The organism is Hominisplanchenecus faecis, from assembly GCF_020687205.1.
Lineage (GTDB): Bacteria > Bacillota > Clostridia > Lachnospirales > Lachnospiraceae > Hominisplanchenecus > Hominisplanchenecus faecis.
In genome coordinates this window covers 1-20,328 of sequence record NZ_JAJEQE010000057.1, presented here as the reverse complement: position 1 = coordinate 20,328, position 20,328 = coordinate 1, and the positions used below count along the sequence as shown (strand labels likewise).

Genomic DNA, 20,328 nt, shown 5'->3' with positions numbered 1-20,328 from the left:
CGCTTTAAGGTGCGTCGCTTGGAAATCAATGATTTTGGGTATCTCATGGAACATCTTTACGGCAGGGACGGTATCGCCTATGAAGATTATGAGTACCAGCTACCAAAGAAAAAATTGAACAAAGAAACGCTGATAAAATACTACGACCTTATCCGTCCGACAAGGTGTGTGATTGAAGAAAGCCAGCGATATTTACGATTGGAACATGAGGACAAGGAAAGTTATGTGTCCTATTTTACCGTCAATGCGATTGTCGGCGAGCTTGATTTTCCGTCGTCTGAAATTTTCTATTTCCAGCAACAGCAATTCACATTCCCCGTGGATACTTCTATGAATGTAGAAATCGTGGAAAATCGAAAAGCATTAACAACCGTCCGCAATAAGAAAAAGGAATTGAAAGACCTTGACAATCACGCTTATCAAGCAGGAAGTGAAACCAGCTCAAATGTGGTGGACGCTTTAGACAGCGTGGACGAGCTGGAAACGGACTTAGACCAGAGCAAAGAAAGTATGTATAAGTTAAGCTACGTGATACGGGTGTCTGCACCCGATCTTGACGAGCTGAAACGCCGTTGTGATGAAGTCAAGGACTTTTACGACGACCTCAATGTAAAGCTGGTGCGTCCTGCTGGGGATATGCTGGGGCTTCATTCTGAATTTCTTCCTGCCAGCAAGCGATATATCAACGACTATGTGCAGTATGTAAAATCAGATTTCTTGGCAGGGCTTGGTTTTGGTGCGACACAGCAGTTAGGCGAAAACACGGGTATCTATATGGGCTATTCCGTTGATATGGGAAGAAATGTATATCTGCAACCCTCTCTTGCTTCGCAGGGAGTGAAAGGAACGGTTACAAATGCCCTTGCTTCTGCTTTTGTCGGTTCACTTGGCGGTGGGAAGTCATTCTGTAATAACCTGCTTGTGTATTATTCTGTTTTGTTTGGCGGTCAAGCGGTTATCTTAGACCCAAAATCAGAGCGTGGCAACTGGAAAGAAACGCTCCCAGAGATAGCCCATGAAATCAATATCGTAAATCTTACCAGCGACAAAGATAATGCAGGACTTCTTGACCCATTCGTGATTATGAAGAATGTAAAAGACGCTGAAAGTCTGGCAATCGACATCTTGACATTTTTAACGGGTATTTCCTCTAGGGACGGCAAAAAATTTCCCGTGTTACGAAAAGCGGTGCGTTCCGTTACCCAGAGCGACAGTCGGGGCTTGCTCCATGTGATAGACGAGCTACGCCGAGAAGATACACCCATATCAAGAAATATCGCAGACCATATCGACAGTTTCACGGACTACGATTTTGCACACCTGCTGTTTTCGGATGGTACGGTGGAAAATGCTATCAGTCTGGATAACCAGCTCAATATCATTCAAGTAGCGGACTTAGTATTACCAGATAAGGACACGACCTTTGAGGAATACACGACCATTGAATTATTGTCGGTGTCTATGCTGATTGTGATTAGTACCTTTGCCCTTGATTTTATCCATTCGGACAGAAGTATTTTTAAGATTGTAGACCTTGACGAAGCGTGGGCGTTCTTAAACGTGGCACAAGGCGAAACCTTATCAAATAAGCTGGTGCGTGCTGGACGAGCTATGCAGGCAGGCGTTTATTTTGTTACACAATCTTCTGGCGACGTGTCAAAGGAAAGTCTGAAAAATAATATCGGCTTGAAATTTGCCTTTCGTTCTACTGACATTAACGAGATAAAGCAGACCTTAGAATTTTTCGGTATCGACAAGGACGACGAGAACAACCAGAAACGCTTGCGTGATTTAGAGAACGGACAATGTTTATTGCAGGACTTATACGGGCGTGTCGGTGTGGTGCAGATACACCCCGTCTTTGAAGAACTGCTACACGCCTTTGATACCAGACCGCCCGTACAGAGAAATGAGGTGGAGTGATGAAAGAAAGGATAAAAGGTGCGTTCACAAAAAAGAAGATTTTCCACTTTCTCAAAATGGCTCTGTTTGTCGTAGCACTCTCCCTTATCCTGCTTTCACTTCTGGGGACGGTGGCTCATGCAACGGGGCTTGTGGACGATACCATAAATGCAGGAAATCTTTATTCAAAATATCCCCTTTCCAACTACCAGCTTGATTTTTTCGTCGATAATAGCTGGTCGTGGCTTCCGTGGAACTGGCTCGACGGTATCGGAAAATCGGTACAATACGGGCTGTACTGCATTACCAACTTTGTCTGGACTATCAGTTTGTATTTGAGCAATGCAACGGGCTATGTGGTGCAGGAAGCCTATAAACTGGACTTCATCAACGATATGGCAGACAGTATCGGAAAGAGCATACAGACCCTTGCAGGCGTAACACAGAACGGCTTTTCTTCTACGGGGTTTTATGTCGGTTTCCTGCTTCTCATTATCTTAGTGGTGGGACTTTATGTTGCCTATACGGGACTGATAAAACGGGAAACAAGCAAAGCACTTCACGCTGTTATTAACTTTGTTGTGGTGTTCTTGCTGTCTGCTTCGTTTATCGCCTATGCTCCCGATTACATCAAAAAGATAAATGAATTTTCATCAGACATCAGTACCGCTTCACTTGATTTGGGAACAAAAATCATGCTCCCCAACTCTGACAGCGAGGGCAAGGACAGCGTGGACTTGATACGGGACAGCTTATTTTCTATTCAAGTACAACAGCCGTGGCTACTTCTGCAATTCGGCAACAGCAACGCAGAGGAAATCGGGACAGACCGTGTAGAAGCTCTCGTATCGGCAAGCCCAGAGGACGAGGACGGGAAAACCAGAGAGGAAGTCGTGAAAACAGAAATCGAGGACAATGACAACAACAATCTGACGATACCGCAGGTGGTAAACCGTTTGGGTATGGTGTTCTTCCTACTGTTCTTTAACTTAGGTATCACGATATTTGTATTCTTGCTTACGGGCATGATGTTGTTTAGCCAGATACTTTTTATTATCTTTGCAATGTTTTTACCTATCAGCTTTTTACTTTCCATGATACCGAGCTATGAAAGCATGGCAAAGCAGGCAATCGTGAGGGTATTTAATACCATAATGACAAGGGCAGGAATAACGCTCATTGTAACGGTGGCGTTCAGCATTTCCAGTATGTTTTATAACATTTCCACAGATTATCCGTTTTTCATGGTGGCGTTCTTGCAGATAGTGTGTTTCGCTGGTATCTACATGAAGCTGGGCGATTTAATGAGTATGTTCTCTTTGAACGCTAATGACAGTCAAAGCATGGGACGAAGAATTTTCCGCAGACCGTATCTGTTTATGCGACATAGGGCTAGACGTATGGAACACCGTATTGCAAGGGCGGTAAGTGCTGGCGGTATTTCGGGCGGTGTCGCTGGTGCGGTGGCTGGAAGTGCCGTTGCTGGCAAACGGGCTGAAAGAAAAAATACCGCTTCTAAAGAAAATCGGGGCAATACCACTTCCAGCATGGGACAGCGTGCAGGCTCAAAGGTGGGTGCTGTCTTAGATACGAAAAATAAAGTAAAAGACAAGGCAAACGCTGTCAAAGAAAACATCAAGGATATGCCGACACAGACCGCTTATGCGGTGTATTCCGCAAAGGAAAAGGCAAAGTCCAGCGTGTCCGACTTCAAGCGTGGCATGGTGCAGGAACAGCAGTCCAGACAGACGGGACGCTTGGAAAAGCAGGAACAGCATAAGAAAAATATCGCTGACAAACGTATGGAGCTTCAAAAGGCACAAGAAGCAAGGCAGGCACAGCGAAAGGCTGACGGATCAGCGACAACGGGAGCTACCCGTCCCCATGAGCGACCAGCCACAGCTCCAACTCCGAAAGCAAGTGAGCCAGTCAAGACAAATGTTATCAAAGAGCGTCCGCTATCTTCTGGTGCTTCTGATAGGAAAGCGACCCAGTCGGCACAGCCAGCATATAGGCAGAATGTAGAAAAAGTGGTATCGCAGGAAACACGCCAGAATGACACCAAAGACCGCAGAATAAAGGTTCAGCAGACGCAGAGCGTCCAGAAGAACCAGCAGACCACAGAGAAAACCCGTAACCTTGTAACGAAGAAAGGACAGAAGAAAAAATGAAACTGAAACATATCGCTATCATTGGAAGTCTGTTTCCTATCCTCTTTTCTCTGGTACTTTTCTTTGGTGTCCTCATTAGTGCAGACAGCGACGACGAGAACAGCAATTTTTCTTCTGGTATTACGGGTATGAACTTATCCGTAGAAGTCTTGAAACATCAGCCTATGGTGGAAAAATACGCCAGAGAATATGGCATTTCCGAGTATGTCAATGTGCTACTGGCTATCATTCAAGTAGAAAGTGGCGGTACGGCAGAAGATGTTATGCAGAGTTCGGAAAGTCTTGGTTTACCGCCTAATTCCTTAGATACGGAAAGCTCAATCAAGCAGGGGTGTAAGTATTTTGCGTCCCTGCTTTCTTCCTGCAAAAATCAAGGTATCGACGATTTGAATGTAGCAATACAGTCTTATAACTATGGCGGTGGCTATGTGGGTTATGTGGCAGGAAAAGGAAAGAAGCACACTTTTAATCTTGCGGAAAATTTTGCCCGTGAGAAATCGGGTGGAAAGAAAGTAACCTATACTAACCCGATAGCTGTTGCGAAGAATGGGGGCTGGCGGTATGGCTATGGAAATATGTTCTATGTCGAATTAGTCAATCAATATCTGACCGTGGCACACTTTGATAATGCGACGGCACAAGCGATTATGAATGAAGCGTTGAAATATCAAGGCTGGAAGTATGTGTATGGTGGCAGTAACCCGAACACTTCCTTTGATTGTAGCGGACTTGTGCAATGGTGTTATGGAAAAGCTGGTATCTCTTTACCGAGAACAGCACAAGCCCAGTATGACGCAACCCAACATCTTCCACTCTCGCAGGCAAAGGCTGGGGACTTGGTTTTTTTCCATTCTACCTATAACGCTGGTTCGTATGTAACCCACGTCGGCATTTATGTAGGAAATAATCAGATGTACCATGCAGGCGACCCGATAGGATATGCAGACCTAAGCAGTAGTTACTGGCAACAGCACTTAATCGGTGCAGGACGAGTAAAACAATAGAAAGGACTTGAAAAATATGTTTAAGAAGAATAAGAAACAGACAGAAACTCTCAAAGAACCAAAAGAAAAAAAGGTGCGTACTGTCAAGGTAGGCACGCATAAGAAAACCGTGATTGCGTTGTGGGTGGTGCTTATCGCAAGCGTGAGCTTTGGGGTGTATAAGAATTTTACCGCTATCGACCAGCACACGACCCATGAAAAAGAAATCATTGAACTTCGCTTGCAGGACACCAACGGGATAGAAAATTTCGTGAAGAACTTTGCGAAGTCCTATTACACATGGAATAACAGTAAAGAAGCGATTGAAGCAAGGACGCAGGCAATCAACGGTTATCTGACAAAGGAATTGCAGGACTTGAATGTGGATACAATTAGAACGGATATACCGACCAGCTCCACAGTTACAGATGTGATTGTATGGAGTATTGAACAGTCGGGAACGGACACTTTTTCTGCTACCTACGAAGTAGATCAGCAGATAAAAGAGGGAGAACAGACAAGCAATGTCAAGGCAACCTATACGGTAAAAGTCCATGTGGACGCTGACGGGGATATGGTAATCGTTCAGAACCCTACCCTTGCACCAGCAATCGAAAAATCAGACTATGAGCCAAAGACACCAGAAGCAGACGCAAGTATAGACGCTGATACTGTCAATGACGCTACCGCATTTTTGGAAACATTCTTTAAGCTCTATCCAACAGCCACAGAAAAAGAACTTGCCTATTATGTATCTGGTAATGTACTTGAACCTATCGGCAGGGACTATCTTTATTCTGAATTGGTAAACCCTATCTTTACAAAGGACGGGGACAATGTGAAAGTCAAGGTAGCGGTAAAATTCCTTGATAATCAGACAAAAGCGACTTTAGTTTCGCAGTATGAGCTTGTACTACATAAGGATAGCAACTGGAAGATTGTAGGATAAATCAAGAGGCTTGTAGTTAGCATTTTTGCACGATTACAAGCCTAAACTTATTGACAATCGTATCATATAATACTATACTGTACTTGTAGAGGCAATACAGTATAAGACAAGGCGGTGGTATAGTGGATATTTTTATCAATAATCATGCCAGCATACCGATTTATGAGCAAATTTCTTCACAAATAAAGGCAATGATTATCAACGGAGATTTGAAAGCTGGAGAAGCACTTCCCTCTATAAGAGGACTGGCAAAGTCGTTGCATATTAGTGTTTTAACGGTTCAAAAATCTTATGATGTACTTCAAAAGGACGGTTTTATTGAAACAACCGCAGGAAAAGGTTGCTTTGTATCCGTTCAAAATCAAGATTTCTATTTGGAAGAACAGCAAAAGAAAATAGAAAATTATTTTACAGAAGCGATTGAAATTGCAAAGGTAAGCGGAATAAAGCTGGATAAATTACAATCTTTACTTGAACTATTATATGAGGAGGAATGATATTATGGAAAAATATGCTTTAGAGCTTAACGGGGTAACAAAACAATACAAAGATTTCAAACTTGATAGTATTTCCTTTACTGTCCCTCAAGGAAGTATCGTTGGATTGATTGGAGAAAATGGAGCTGGAAAAAGCACAACAATTAACGCTATTTTAGGTTTGATTGTTACTGAACAAGGCAAAATTTCTGTATTCAATGGGAAAGATGTCAACGCCAAAACAAAAGAACATATCGGTGTTGTATTTGATGGAAGTAATTATCCCGACAATTTAACACCCGAAAAGCTAGGAAAAGTTTTTCAAAATATTTATGCTGAATGGAATAATAAAAAGTATTTTGAGCTATTAAATAAGTTTGAACTTCCTATCAACAAAAAACTAAAAGAATTTTCAAAAGGAATGAACATGAAGTATTCCATAGCGGTTGCTTTATCTCATAACTCAAAATTACTTATTCTTGACGAAGCAACAAGTGGACTTGACCCTATAATTCGAGATGATATTTTAGAAATGTTTTTAGATTTTATTCAAGATGAAGAACATTCAATTTTGGTTTCATCTCACATTACTAGTGATTTAGAAAAAATTGCTGATTATATAGTGTTCATACATGGGGGAAAAGTATTATTCTCAAAACCCAAAGATGAATTATTGGAAAACTATGGAATAATAAAATGCAATTCAACACAATTTAATGAAATAGATAAATCGGATATTATCTCATATAGAAAACTAGATTATGAGTATCAAGTATTAGTTTCTAATAGACGGCAAGTAGAACAAAAATATCCTAAGACTATGATTGTTCCAGCGAGTATAGATGAAATTATGCTTATGTATGTAAAGGGGGATAAATAAAATGAAAGGATTACTCTTAAAAGATTTTTATACGATTAAATCATCAATCATAAGCCTACTAATCACATTTATGGTCATAGGCTTTGGAATATCATTCTTTGTAGTGCCACAAGTTTTGATTATTATAGCCACGACTGTGCTTGGTATGAGTGTTACAACTATATTTAATTTTGACAAAAAATCAGGGTGGGTGAAAACATCAATTACATTTCCAACTAAAAAAAGTTCGATTATTAGTTGCAAATATCTTATGTATAGTTTTGTATCTATTATTGGAGTATTTTTTGGTATAGGTTTTAGTACGGCTATTTCATTGATAATCAAAGATACAAACTTTAGCTTTTTGCCAACTTTTATATATTTAAGTGTAATAATGACATTTTTTTCTGGCAGTATTTTACTTCCTTGCTTTTATTTATTAGATGAAGAAAAAAGTATGATTGGAGCAATGGTTTCATATCCTCTTGGGGCTGGTTTTGTTTTTGTTATGACTAAATTGATTGGAAGTAACATTTTATCAATGACAATCAGTACTGTGCTTTCACTTATTTTATTTATAGTATCTTGGTATTTTCTTTCTAAATATGTAGAAAAGAATGATATACAATAGGAGCAAATTATTATGTTAGGACTAAAAAAATGTGATATAAAAAAAGCATTGAAAGCTGGTGCAAAAGCTGGCGGTGTATCATTGGCTGATGTTCGAGCAAATATTGAAGCAACGATTGATGAAGCTATGAACAGCACCGACCCAGAAGTGCAGGCGAATTTCAGAAAGTATTTTGGAAATAAACGCCCTACACCAGAAGAATATATTTACAAGATTACCAAAAAGACAAAAGTGTAATACAAAACAAGTGCTGTAAGGGGGATTGTATTATGGAACATTTTAAGCGAAATTCTATACAATCATACACTACCTAACAGCATTTTATCAACAACTGAATATCTCACAGCTTTAATAGCTCGTACAGACTATATGTTTTGTGCGGGCTTTTTTTGTACCCGAAAAAATTTTTTCACTTTTTTTCAAAATCATGCAACAAATCACACCTTGCTGTACAGATATGGTGCGGAAAGAGGGATAAACACTTTTCACGTCATAACGGAAAGGGGGGTGTGATGATATGAAACCGTCGGACTTCCAAAAGACAATACAATGTCAATTTGACTGCAAGCTCAAACGTGTAGTAAAAGGCATTGTCCGTAATTATCGCAAAGAATTAAAGCGACGAAGAAATAAGGAAATTTCCTATTGTGAACTTCCAGAAATCGTCGTGGAAAAGCTGGCAGTCTGGGACGAATACGAAAGCGATTATACCGCCTTTGATGTATGTGGTATTGAGGTTCGTGTCCTTGATGATGATTTAGCAGAAGCGATTAAGTATCTGTCTGAAAAAGATAGAGAAATCTTGTTGATGTATTTCTTCTTAGGCATGAGCGATACAGAAATCGGCGACAGATTAAAGATTAACCGTTCAACGTCATTCCGCAGTAGGAAGAACTCACTTGAAGAAATCAAGAAAAAGTTAAAGGAGAACATGAATGATGAATAACACACGCCCGTCATTTTACCTTATCTCGTCGGCTGTGGACGGCAACGTAAATTCGATTGAAAAGATACTGGCATTTTATGACCCGTACATATCAAAATGTTGTTTGCGTCCATTCTATGACAGATATGGTAATGTCTGCATAGTCGTAGACATGGAATTAAAGGGACGTATCAGAGAAGCACTTATCAAAATGATTTTGGACTTTGATATTTCTTTAGAAACCGAAGAATAACAAGCAGTAACCGCAGAGCATGATTTGTTCAATCCCCTCTTTCCTGCTCTGCCCCTGCTTTTACATGAAAGCAACACGCTTTCGCCACAGCTCTTTGACAACTGAATAAAGCAGACAGATACGTTTGTGAGATAGCGAGCCACGGGGACTGTACGCCACGACCTTTTCAAAAGAAAGCGAGCGACCCACGCAGTGATCCGAGAGCGACTGTTGGAAAAGTCGCTTTGCCACGACCTATCCTCACAGAATAATGATACGTCCGCATGGTGCGGTTCTGCCCACAAGAATGGGAATAGTTGAGATACTAATGGAGCTTTCCAAAGCCGTCTGTCTGCTTCTGTAACATTGTGAAAAATACGCATATTGGATAAGCCTATGTGCGTATGTTGAGAATAGATAGCTGACTAAGGGGGCTGATAACTTGGCTAAAAAACAACCAGCACAATATATTGTAGAACGGGAATTTTTAGGTAAATTTTCCGTAGAGGAATTGCTTGTCCGTATCGTGAAATCTCATGTGAAAAAAGGACTATCAAGAGGGTAAAACCCTTGAAAATAATGGAAAGAAGCCGTACTTTATGGTATAATATTATCATAGGTACGGCAGTTGAATAGGTGGAAAAATGATTTATCAAAAAGGTTCAAACTTATTTAACGTGGCTATTTATATCAGATTATCACGAGAGGACGGAGATAAGGAAGAAAGCGATAGTGTAGGAAATCAGAGAAAACTTTTAACAGAATATGTGAACAAGCATGATGACTTTATCCTATATGATGTTTATATTGATGACGGTTTTACGGGAACGAATTTTAAAAGACCAGACTTTCATAGAATGATTGCCGACATTGAGGATAGCAAGGTAAATTGCGTTGTTGTAAAAGACCTTTCCCGTTTCGGACGAGATTATATTGATACGGGGCGATATTTGGAAAGAATATTCCCAGAGCTTAATGTTCGTTTTATTTCTGTAACAGATAATATTGATAGTATGAAGCAGGCATACGATATGTTACTTCCTATTAAAAATATATTCAACGAACAGTATGCCAGAGATATTTCTAATAAAGTTCAAGCGACTGTAAAATCAAAGCAGAAAGCAGGAGAATTTATCGGAGCTTTTACAAGCTATGGTTATAAGAAATCTCCTGCAAATAAAAATAAACTTGTGATTGATGAATATGCGTCCGAAGTTGTAAAAAGAGTATTTACTATGTATGCACAAGGAATAGGGAAACAAAGCATTGCCAAAATACTAAATGCAGAGGGTATCCTTTGTCCGTCGGAATATAAAAAGCTCAATGGAGAAAATTACAAAAATTGTAATCGGTTAGAAAAAACTTCTTATTGGACTTATTCTACAATTAAAGTGATGTTGCAAAATGAGATTTATATTGGAAACATGGTACAAGGAAAGAAACATCAACGTATGAGAAGCAAACAGCGTCTAGTTGAGAAAGAAAACTGGATAAGGGTTGAAAATACACATGAACCGATTATAGACCGTCAACTGTGGGATAAGGTACAAAAACTGCTGACGAAAAAGCATAGGGATATTGATTTAGAAACAAATAAAAATATCTTTGCAGGTTTTATTAAGTGTGGCGATTGTGGTCGGGCAATGATGAAAAATTTCTGGCGACGTGCTGACGGAAGTAAGTCCTATTCATTCTATTGTGGAACTTACAAAAGAAGCGGAAAAGATTATTGCACTCCGCACACGCTCCCGTTTCAAGTATTGAATGATATTGTGCTGGGAGATTTAAAGCAGATTATCCGCAATGTAGAGAACTTGCAGGAACTTGTAAAATCACAATCTTTCACAGCAACAAAAATCAGAAAATCAACAGACATAGAACTGATAAAGTTAAAAGCAGAGCTTGAAAGAGTGAAGAAGTTGAAAAAGTCAATTTATGAAGATTACAAAGACGAACTGATTTCTAAAGAAGAATTTCTTTCTTATCGAGAGGACTATCAACAAAAAGAAACGCTTTACTCCAAACAAATTGAAACGCTGGAAGAAAAGAAAAAGGAAAGTGTAACAGAAGATGTTTTTGAAACACCGTGGTTAAGGCGGTTGTTGGAACTGAAAGACATTGAAGAATTAGACAGAGATATTATTGTGGAAATGATAGACCAGATAACAGTTTATGAAAACCGCAAACTTAAAATCTCATACAACTTCGGAAATGAACTGGAACATTTATTTTCAAGCGTTTACTGTGAGGACTTGGAGAAAAAGGCTATCTAATCTCAATACATTTCTAACTCCCCATATATACTGGGGAATACATATCACAATTTGCGTAAACTACAACCAGCACATGGTGGTGATGATCCGGGGAAGATTGGAATCAATCAGGCGAAGGAAAAGGATATCAATCTGGCGATTGCAAAGAAGCTAAAAGTTTGTCTGGAGAAGGCGGGATTTGAGGTTGTGATGACGCGGGAGGCGGACGAAAGTGTAAAGGGACCGGAGCAGGGAAATAAAAAGAGCACGGATATGAGAAACCGGTGTGCAAAGATCAGGGAGACAAAACCGGCGATGGCGGTCAGTGTTCATCAGAACAGTTATACGGAGGAGTATGTATCGGGACCTCAGGTTTTTTATTATACGACTTCGGCAGAGGGCAAGGAGATCGCCGGATGTATTCAGAATATTATGAATAAAGAGCTACAGATCGAAAGGCCGCGTGAGATTAAAGCGAATGACACGTATTACATATTGAAGAGGAGTGAAGCTCCTGCGGTGATCGTGGAATGTGGTTTTCTGTCGAATGAGAGGGAGGCAGCACTTTTAATTACAGATACCTATCAGCAGAAGGCAGCAGAATCAATCTGTCATGGTATTCAAAAATATTTTGCGGCAAAGATGTAAAGTATGCTTCCCAAAATATTTGATTTCAGATGAAAAAATTGGTGCGATATAATGATTGACAAAAAATTTTATTCGCCTTATAATTGTTCGATGACGAACAATCGGACGGGAGGTGAAGCGAAAATGGATTTTGGAGAAAAACGTGAAGTGGGCAGAGAAATCTTGTCATTATCCAATCTTTTATATCGAAAAATTGAGTATGATAAGAAAAAAAGTGGAATTTATGATCTCCAGTATGTTCAGGGCGGGATTATAAAGTATATTAAAGAAAATCCTCAAAAGGACATTTTTCCGCGGGATATCGTGAAGCGTTTCTGCCTTACACGCTCTACTGTTGCCGGTATTTTGCAGAAGATGGAGCAGAATGACTATATTGAGATGCAGTCTTATCCCGGGGATGCGAGACTGAAGAAAATTGTCCTGACAGAAAAAGGCGATGAAGCCAGTCAGCTTGTAATACAGCATATCCAGAGAATGGAGCGTTTGCTGGTAAAGGATATGACAGCGGACGATATTGACTGTCTGTTTCAGCTGACAAAGAAGATTCGTGAGAACCTCACAGAAGATTTAAAATGTTCGATGAAAAACAAATGTTATGCAAAAAAAGATAATAAGGAGGCTAATCAATCATGATTAAGAAACTGATGAAGAGCATCCGTGAGTACAAGAAGGATTCCCTTTTATCTCCGGCGATGGTCACGCTTGAAGTAATCATGGAAGTGATCATTCCGATGTTGATGGCAAGACTGATCGACTACGGTATTCAGGCACAGAACCTGGGATATATCTGGAAGATGGGTATTCTGCTTGCTGTCACAGCGATGATCTCACTGATGTTCGGTGTGCTTTCCGGTAAATTTGCCGCACGGGCATCTGCCGGATTTGCAAAGAACCTGAGAAAGGATATGTATTACAATGTACAGAATTTTTCTTTTTCCAATATTGATAAATTTTCAACGGCAAGTATCGTAACGCGTCTGACAACGGACGTTACCAACGTGCAGAATGCATATCAGATGATCATTCGTATGGCGGTTCGTGCACCGATCATGCTGATTTTTTCTATGTTTATGGCATTTCAGGTAAATTCCGAGATGGCAGTGATTTTCCTGGCAGCAGCTCCGATCCTTGGTATCGGACTGTATTTGATCATGACACATGCACATCCAGTATTTGAAAAAGTTTTCAAAACTTACGATAAACTGAACAATGTTGTACAGGAAAATCTTCACGGAATCCGTGTTGTGAAATCTTATGTCCGTGAGGATCATGAGATTGAGAAATTTGAAAAAATTTCCACATCGATTTATAACGATTTTACATTTGCAGAAAAACTGATCGCATTCAATATGCCGCTGATGCAGTTCTGCATGTATGCATGTATGATTCTGATTTCCTGGTTTGGTGCAAAACTGATCGTTACAACCGGAAATGATCCGGTAAATGGTATGTCGACCGGTCAGCTGATGAGTCTCGTTGCTTATGCGATGCAGATTCTGATGAGTCTTATGATGCTGTCGATGGTATTTGTTATGATCATTATTTCCAGAGCATCTGCAGAGCGTATTGTAGAGATTCTTGATGAGAAAAGCGACCTTACAAATGGAGAATCTCCGGTAACAGAAGTAAAAGACGGTTCCGTTGTATTTGATCATGTAAGCTTCAGCTACACAGGGAAAAAGGATAAGATCTGTCTTTCTGATATTAATTTAAATATCAGATCCGGTGAGACGGTTGGTATCATCGGAGGAACCGGTTCTGCAAAGACAACGCTGGTTCAGCTGATCCCGAGACTTTATGATGTCACCGAAGGAAGCCTGAAAGTAGGCGGTCTGGATACAAGAAAATATGATCTGGAAGCTCTGCGTGATCAGGTAGCGATGGTTCTTCAGAAAAATGTGCTGTTCTCCGGAACGATCAAAGAAAACTTACGCTGGGGAAATGAAAATGCGACAGATGAACAGCTGATTCATGTCTGTCAGCTCGCCCAGGCTGACGATTTTATCCAGACATTTCCGGATAAATACGATACTTACATTGAGCAGGGCGGAAGCAATGTATCCGGCGGTCAGAAACAGAGAATCTGTATTGCAAGAGCACTTCTGAAAAAACCGAAAATCCTGATTCTGGATGACTCTACCAGTGCGGTAGATACGAAAACAGATGCGTTGATCCGAAAGGCATTCCGTGAGGAAATCCCGGATACAACGAAATTTATCATCGCACAGCGTATTTCATCGGTACAGGATGCGGACAAGATCATTGTTATGGATAAAGGCCATATTTCTGCGGTTGGCACGCATGAAGAGCTGCTTGCATCCAATGAGATCTATCAGGAGGTTTACTATTCTCAGGTGAAAGGAGGAAGCGAAGATGAGACAGCCGAATAACAAAAAAGGACCGGAAGGAATGGCAAAAGTAAATAAAGATGTGGTAAAAAGACTGATGTCTTATATCGGACATTATAAACTGCGTTTTGCTGCTGTCCTGATCTGTATCGTGGTCAATGCACTTGCCATGGTGTTCTGCTCACTGTATCTGCAGACACTGATCGACAGTTATATCACACCGCTGCTTCAGGCAGCCACACCGGACTTTGCACCGCTGTTCCGTTCCATTTTGATCATGGGATGTATTTACGCAGTGGGAATCCTTGCCTGCCTGTTTTACAACAGAACGATGGTAAGTATCGCACAGGGAACGTTAAAACGTATTCGAGACGAGATGTTCGAACATATGCAGACACTGCCGATCCGTTATTTTGATACGCATACACATGGCGATATTATGAGCCATTATACGAACGATACGGACACGCTGCGTCAGATGCTTGCACAGAGTATTCCGCAGATGTTCTCCTCTCTGATCACGATCATTTCAGTGTTTTTTGCCATGCTTTTTACAAGCTGGCAGCTTACCATTTTTGTACTCTGCTTTGTATTTATCATGCTTCAGGTGACAGGACGTGTTGCCGGAAAGAGTGGTTATTATTTTATACGTCAGCAGAAAGCTCTTGGTGATGTAAATGGTTATATCGAAGAGATGATCAACGGACAGAAAGTTATCAAAGTATTCTGTCACGAAGAGAAAGCAAAAGAAGTATTTGATCAGAAAAACGAAGAACTGTGCAGAGATGCATCGGCAGCCAACAGCTTTGCCAATATCTTGATGCCGATCATGGGGAATCTCGGAAACCTGCAGTATGTGCTTCTGGCAACCATTGGCGGCACCATGGCACTCGGCGGCGTGGGCGGTATGACGATCGGAACGATCGCATCTTTCCTGCAGCTCAGCCGAAGCTTTATGAATCCGATCAGTCAGATTTCAAATCAGCTGAATATGGTTGTCATGGCACTTGCCGGAGCAGAACGTATTTTTAAACTGATGGATGAAGAGCCGGAAGTTGACGAAGGATACGTTACACTGGTCAATGCAAAATATGATGAGAACGGTGAGCTGACGGAATCAAAAGAAAGAACCGGACTGTGGGCATGGAAACATCCGCATGGCGATGGAACGCTGACTTACACAAAAATGCGTGGCGAAGTGCGGTTCTATGATGTAGATTTTGGTTATAATGAAGAAAAGATCGTGCTCCACAATATCAGTCTGTATGCAGAACCGGGACAGAAAGTGGCGTTTGTAGGTTCTACCGGAGCCGGAAAAACAACGATCACAAACCTGATCAACCGTTTCTATGATCTGGCTGACGGAAAGATCCGTTACGATGACATCAATATCAACAAGATCAAAAAGGCAGACCTGAGACGTTCTCTTGGTGTGGTTCTGCAGGAAACAAACCTGTTTACCGGAACGATCATGGAAAACATCCGTTACGGAAAACTGGATGCAACGGATGAGGAAGTCTATGCAGCAGCAAAACTTGCAAATGCGGATGACTTTATCCGACTGCTTCCGAATGGTTACGATACGGTGATCACAGGAAATGGCGGAAGCCTTTCACAGGGACAGCGTCAGCTGATCGCAATCGCAAGAGCAGCGGTAGCTGATCCGCCTGTTATGATCCTGGATGAGGCTACGTCTTCGATTGATACCAGAACAGAGGCAATCGTACAGAGAGGTATGGATGCTCTGATGAAAGGACGTACCGTATTTGTTATTGCACACAGACTGTCGACAGTACGAAATTCTGATGTTATAATGGTGCTGGAGCAGGGACGTATTATTGAGAGAGGATCTCACGATAAGCTGATCGCCGAAAAAGGCAAATATTATCAGCTTTATACAGGAGCATTTGAACTGGAATGATGTGATCATGAAGAAAAGAAAGTTTAGCAGATGGATTCTGCTTCTGTGCTGCCTTTTTATTCCGGCATTTACAGCCGGGGCGAAGGCACCGCTTGGTACACCGACAAGAGAAGTGCTGCTGGATATGGCGTGGGATTGTCTGGAAGAATACAATTTCAGCTGTATCCGTACCAATGCTGTTGCAGTAAGCAAAGCAACACAAATAATGTCGGAAAAAGAAGAACAGACAGAGACGCAGCAAGTGGAAACAGAACAGACGCAGGAGGCAGAGACAAAACAACAAACAGAAGAGCAGAGCAGCGAGACATCGTTTGATGTGACGCAGTATATTTTTGTCGGAGATTCTAGGACGGTCGGCATGCATGAAACGGTCGGAGATTCCGGCTGCGTGTGGATCGGTCAGGTTTCAGCGGGATTATCCTGGTTTCAGGATACTGCCGTTGGAGAGATTGATGAGTCAGTGACGCAGGGATCTGTGATCATTATCAATATGGGAGTCAACGATCTTGGAAATGCATGGGGATATATTGATCTTCTGAAAGAAAAAATTCCTCAGTGGATGGAAAAAGGAGCCGAAGTCTACTATATGTCGGTAAATCCGGTAGAAAACCATCCGTATATTTCCAATGAGGATATTGCGAATTTTAACAATATTCTTTATAATAATCTTCCGTCAGAGACTGGTTGGATAGAGACAAATTCCTATCTGCTGGAGAGTGGATATTCCACACAGGACGGCGTACACTTTGATGCGGAAACGTATCAGAAAATATTTAATTATACAATGGAAGTGCTGTCTGGATTCGGACGACAATAAAAATGTCTGGAGGAAATGAAAATGGGTGTTTTAAGTGGTTTAAAACCGGAAAAAGTATTTTATTATTTTGAGGAGCTTTGTAAAATTCCACATGGTTCCTATCATACAAAACAGATCAGTGATTATCTGGTACAGTTTGCAAAAGAACGTAACCTGGAGTGCAGTCAGGATGACAGCAACAATGTTGTGATCCGCAAAGCAGCATCTGCAGGATACGAAGATGCACCAGTCGTTATTTTGCAGGGACACTGCGATATGGTCTGCGAAAAAACAGCAGATTCCACACACGACTTTGAAAAAGATGGCCTGGATCTGATGATCGAAGGCGATTATGTTACTGCGAACGGAACAACACTTGGCGGAGACGATGGAATTGCAGTTGCATATGCACTGGCAATCCTTGATGATGATACATTGAAACATCCGGCACTGGAAGTGGTTATCACAACAGATGAGGAAGTAGGACTTCTCGGAGCAAAAGCTCTGGACTGCTCACAGCTGAAAGGTAAATACCTGATCAACATGGATTCCGAAGAAGAAGGCTATCTGTGGGTAAGCTGTGCAGGCGGACTTTCTGCGATCACAACGATTCCGGTCAGATATCAGGAAGTAAGCGGAGAGAAATACGAGCTGGTTATTTCCGGACTGAACGGCGGACATTCAGGAGCAGAGATTGATAAAAACAGAGCAAACTCCAACAAACTGATCGGACAGGCTTTGTTTACATTGGAACAGGATATTCCGTTCTGCCTGACAGCACTGGAAGGCGGTACAAAAGACAATGCGATCACGAGACTGTCAAAAGCTGTTTTTATTACAGACAAAGAAGCAGAAGAAGCAATTTTTGCTGCAGCAGAGAAACTTCAGAATGACTGGAGAACGGAATATACCGGAACCGATGAAGGCATTACCGTGACTGTGAAAAAAATCGGTGAGACAACCGAAAAAGCTCTGGAGCAGGTAAGTCAGGAAAAGATTATTTTCTTCCTGGTACAGATGCCATATGGCATCCAGAAAATGAGCGGTTCCATCGAAGGACTGGTAGAGACATCTATCAATCCTGGTATTCTGATGCTGAACGAAGAAGAATGCAAAATTGTCAGCAGTGTGCGAAGCAGCATTGACAGTGCAAAAGATGCACTGACTGCAAAGGTCTGCTACCTCAGCGAATTCCTGGGCGGAGACTGTGTGACAGAGGGCGACTACCCGGCATGGGAGTACCGCAAAGAATCCAAACTGCGTGACATTATGGTAGATTCTTACAAAGAGCTGTTTGGAGACGGACCGGAAGTAAAAGCGATCCATGCAGGTCTGGAATGTGGTCTTTTCTATGAGAAGATCGAAGGTCTGGATGCAGTTTCCTTTGGACCGACCATGAAGGATATCCATACAACAGAAGAAGTTCTTTCCATTTCTTCTACCGCACGTATGTGGGATTATCTGGTAAAAGTGCTGGAAAATATTAAGGCATAAATTATAACTGTTTTATACAGAATGAAAAATCAGGCAGAGGCAAAGGAGAAAGCCTATGAGGGATAAAGTAAGAAAACATTTTTATTTTTCCGGAGATGTGCAGATGGTAGGATTTCGTTATCAGGCGAAATATGCCGCCGATGATCTCGGGCTGACCGGATGGGTGTGCAACCTTTGTGACGGAAGGGTCGAGATGGAAGTACAGGGACGGGATTCTGATATAGACCGCCTCCTTGCCCGCCTCTATGAAGCCAGATCCATACGGATCACAGACATAGAAGCAAGGCGTATGCCGCTGCAGCCAGGTGAAAAAGGATTTCGCGTAACAGGTTATTAAAGGGTGAAAGTAGCTGTAAAGATACAGAACAGTTACGGGTGAGAAAAGAAAACGTCAGGTGTTTATGCAGATTTGATAAAGATGGTTGTAAACAGACAGTCATCTGGTAATGATAAGAGTACAGAATTACTATGCAAATTGTATCCGGAAAAGAAAGGAAAATAAAAATGGATAAAAAAGAATTTGCTTTAAATCAGCATGAAAAATGGAATGGAAAAATCGAAGTGATCAGCAGAGCAAAAATTGAGACACCGGAAGATCTGGCAGTGGCCTATACACCGGGAGTTGCGGAACCTTGCCTGAAGATTGCAGAAGACGTTGATTTATCTTATAAGTATACAAGAAGAGGAAACCTGGTGGCTGTCGTAACGGACGGCACAGCAGTACTCGGACTTGGAGATATCGGACCGGAGGCAGGTATGCCGGTTATGGAAGGAAAGTGTGCTTTGTTTAAAGAATTTGGCGATGTAGATGCTTTTCCGCTTTGCATTCGCAGCAAAGATGTAGACGAGATCGTCAATACTGTGGCACTTCTTGCCGGAAGTTTCGGAGGCATCAATCTGGAAGATATTTCTGCACCGAGATGCTTTGAAATTGAAAGAAAACTAAAAGAACGCTGCGACATTCCGGTATTTCATGACGACCAGCATGGAACGGCCGTTGTAACAGCAGCAGCACTGCTGAATGCACTGAAGTTTACCGGAAGAAAAATCGAAGATATCAAAGTAGTTATGTCCGGTGCAGGAGCAGCCGGAAGTGCGATCATCAAACTGCTGATCGAGCTTGGATTGAAGAATGTTATCATGTGCGACCGCAAGGGTGCCATCTATGAAGGCAGAGAAGGTCTGAATGAAGAAAAAGCAAAGATGGCAGCGATCACCAACAGAGAAAGACAGGCAGGAAGCCTCGCTGACGTACTGAAAGGTGCAGATGTATTTATCGGAGTATCCGCACCGGGAACCGTAACGGAAGAAATGGTAAAGACCATGGCAAAAGATCCGATCCTGTTCCCTATGGCAAATCCGGTTCCGGAAATCATGCCGGATCTGGCAATGAAGGCAGGAGCAGCCGTAGTCGGTACCGGACGCAGTGACTTCCCGAATCAGATCAATAACGTACTGGCATTCCCAGGAATCTTCCGCGGTGCACTGGATGTACGTGCAAAAGATATCAATGATCCGATGAACGCAGCGGCAGCACATGCGATCGCGAACCTGATCGATGAAAGTGAACTGAGGGCAGATTACATTATTCCGGATCCATTTGATCCGAGAGTAAAAGAAGCAGTATCTGCGGCAGTTGCAAAAGCTGCAAGAGAAACAGGAGCAATTTATAAGTAACTAAATATATTGCTTAATATGGTTAAATGTGTTTAAATATACCTATGGAGGTATTATTATGAAC

20 protein-coding genes are annotated in these 20,328 nt (G+C 41.6%); all 20 read left to right on the top strand.

The window, feature by feature from the left end:
• Nucleotides 1-1,923, top strand: a 1,923-nt coding sequence (gene tcpF / locus LKD42_RS12980; RefSeq protein ID WP_248835961.1) for a conjugal transfer ATPase TcpF, incomplete at its 5' end; no start/stop codon positions are given.
• Nucleotides 1,923-4,073, top strand: coding sequence for a CD3337/EF1877 family mobilome membrane protein (locus tag LKD42_RS12975; protein ID WP_227567260.1), 2,151 nt, complete (start codon nt 1,923-1,925; stop codon nt 4,071-4,073). The genes tcpF and LKD42_RS12975, both read left to right, overlap by 1 nt.
• Nucleotides 4,070-5,077, top strand: coding sequence for a C40 family peptidase (locus tag LKD42_RS12970; RefSeq protein WP_227567261.1), 1,008 nt, complete (start codon nt 4,070-4,072; stop codon nt 5,075-5,077). Before LKD42_RS12975 ends, LKD42_RS12970 begins: the two co-directional genes overlap by 4 nt.
• A gap of 16 nt (nt 5,078-5,093) precedes the next feature.
• Nucleotides 5,094-6,005, top strand: coding sequence for a conjugal transfer protein (locus tag LKD42_RS12965; RefSeq protein WP_227567263.1), 912 nt, complete (start codon nt 5,094-5,096; stop codon nt 6,003-6,005).
• Nucleotides 6,006-6,127: 122 nt separating this feature from the next.
• Nucleotides 6,128-6,502, top strand: coding sequence for a GntR family transcriptional regulator (locus tag LKD42_RS12960; RefSeq protein WP_022615829.1), 375 nt, complete (start codon nt 6,128-6,130; stop codon nt 6,500-6,502).
• 4 nt (nt 6,503-6,506) lie between these two features.
• Complete coding sequence (locus tag LKD42_RS12955; RefSeq protein WP_227567265.1) at nt 6,507-7,361, top strand: ABC transporter ATP-binding protein; 855 nt, start codon at nt 6,507-6,509, stop codon at nt 7,359-7,361.
• Between the two features lies 1 nt (nt 7,362).
• Nucleotides 7,363-7,971, top strand: a complete 609-nt coding sequence (locus tag LKD42_RS12950; RefSeq protein WP_227567267.1) for an ABC-2 transporter permease — start codon at nt 7,363-7,365, stop codon at nt 7,969-7,971.
• A gap of 12 nt (nt 7,972-7,983) precedes the next feature.
• The gene (locus tag LKD42_RS12945; protein WP_227567268.1) at nt 7,984-8,208 is read left to right on the top strand and encodes a hypothetical protein; all 225 of its coding nucleotides are present in this window, start codon (nt 7,984-7,986) and stop codon (nt 8,206-8,208) included.
• Nucleotides 8,209-8,488: 280 nt separating this feature from the next.
• Nucleotides 8,489-8,917 carry an RNA polymerase sigma factor gene (locus LKD42_RS12940; protein ID WP_008787630.1) on the top strand — a complete coding sequence of 143 codons (429 nt, stop codon included), beginning with the start codon at nt 8,489-8,491 and terminating at the stop codon, nt 8,915-8,917.
• Nucleotides 8,910-9,149, top strand: a complete 240-nt coding sequence (locus LKD42_RS12935) for a helix-turn-helix domain-containing protein (protein WP_044986965.1) — start codon at nt 8,910-8,912, stop codon at nt 9,147-9,149. Before LKD42_RS12940 ends, LKD42_RS12935 begins: the two co-directional genes overlap by 8 nt.
• A 421-nt stretch (nt 9,150-9,570) precedes the next feature.
• Nucleotides 9,571-9,693 carry a hypothetical protein gene (locus LKD42_RS15145; RefSeq protein ID WP_265105035.1) on the top strand — a complete coding sequence of 41 codons (123 nt, stop codon included), beginning with the start codon at nt 9,571-9,573 and terminating at the stop codon, nt 9,691-9,693.
• A gap of 79 nt (nt 9,694-9,772) precedes the next feature.
• On the top strand, nt 9,773-11,401 hold the full coding sequence (locus tag LKD42_RS12930; protein WP_227567386.1) for a recombinase family protein: 1,629 nt from the start codon (nt 9,773-9,775) through the stop codon (nt 11,399-11,401).
• A gap of 51 nt (nt 11,402-11,452) precedes the next feature.
• Nucleotides 11,453-12,028 (top strand): N-acetylmuramoyl-L-alanine amidase family protein, encoded by a 576-nt coding sequence (locus LKD42_RS12925; protein WP_248835960.1) that lies wholly within the window; start codon nt 11,453-11,455, stop codon nt 12,026-12,028.
• A gap of 123 nt (nt 12,029-12,151) precedes the next feature.
• On the top strand, nt 12,152-12,661 hold the full coding sequence (locus LKD42_RS12920) for a MarR family winged helix-turn-helix transcriptional regulator (RefSeq protein WP_147632674.1): 510 nt from the start codon (nt 12,152-12,154) through the stop codon (nt 12,659-12,661).
• The gene (locus tag LKD42_RS12915; RefSeq protein WP_248835959.1) at nt 12,658-14,418 is read left to right on the top strand and encodes an ABC transporter ATP-binding protein; all 1,761 of its coding nucleotides are present in this window, start codon (nt 12,658-12,660) and stop codon (nt 14,416-14,418) included. Before LKD42_RS12920 ends, LKD42_RS12915 begins: the two co-directional genes overlap by 4 nt.
• Nucleotides 14,402-16,297: an ABC transporter ATP-binding protein gene (locus tag LKD42_RS12910; protein ID WP_331464900.1), complete on the top strand. Its 1,896-nt coding sequence runs from the start codon at nt 14,402-14,404 to the stop codon at nt 16,295-16,297. Before LKD42_RS12915 ends, LKD42_RS12910 begins: the two co-directional genes overlap by 17 nt.
• A gap of 7 nt (nt 16,298-16,304) precedes the next feature.
• Nucleotides 16,305-17,114 (top strand): SGNH/GDSL hydrolase family protein, encoded by an 810-nt coding sequence (locus tag LKD42_RS12905; protein WP_248835958.1) that lies wholly within the window; start codon nt 16,305-16,307, stop codon nt 17,112-17,114.
• A gap of 21 nt (nt 17,115-17,135) precedes the next feature.
• Nucleotides 17,136-18,587 (top strand): aminoacyl-histidine dipeptidase, encoded by a 1,452-nt coding sequence (locus tag LKD42_RS12900; RefSeq protein ID WP_248835957.1) that lies wholly within the window; start codon nt 17,136-17,138, stop codon nt 18,585-18,587.
• Nucleotides 18,588-18,642: 55 nt separating this feature from the next.
• The gene (locus tag LKD42_RS12895; protein WP_022118148.1) at nt 18,643-18,924 is read left to right on the top strand and encodes an acylphosphatase; all 282 of its coding nucleotides are present in this window, start codon (nt 18,643-18,645) and stop codon (nt 18,922-18,924) included.
• Between the two features lie 167 nt (nt 18,925-19,091).
• Nucleotides 19,092-20,264: an NAD(P)-dependent malic enzyme gene (locus tag LKD42_RS12890; protein WP_248835956.1), complete on the top strand. Its 1,173-nt coding sequence runs from the start codon at nt 19,092-19,094 to the stop codon at nt 20,262-20,264.
• Nucleotides 20,265-20,328 lie beyond the last annotated feature (64 nt).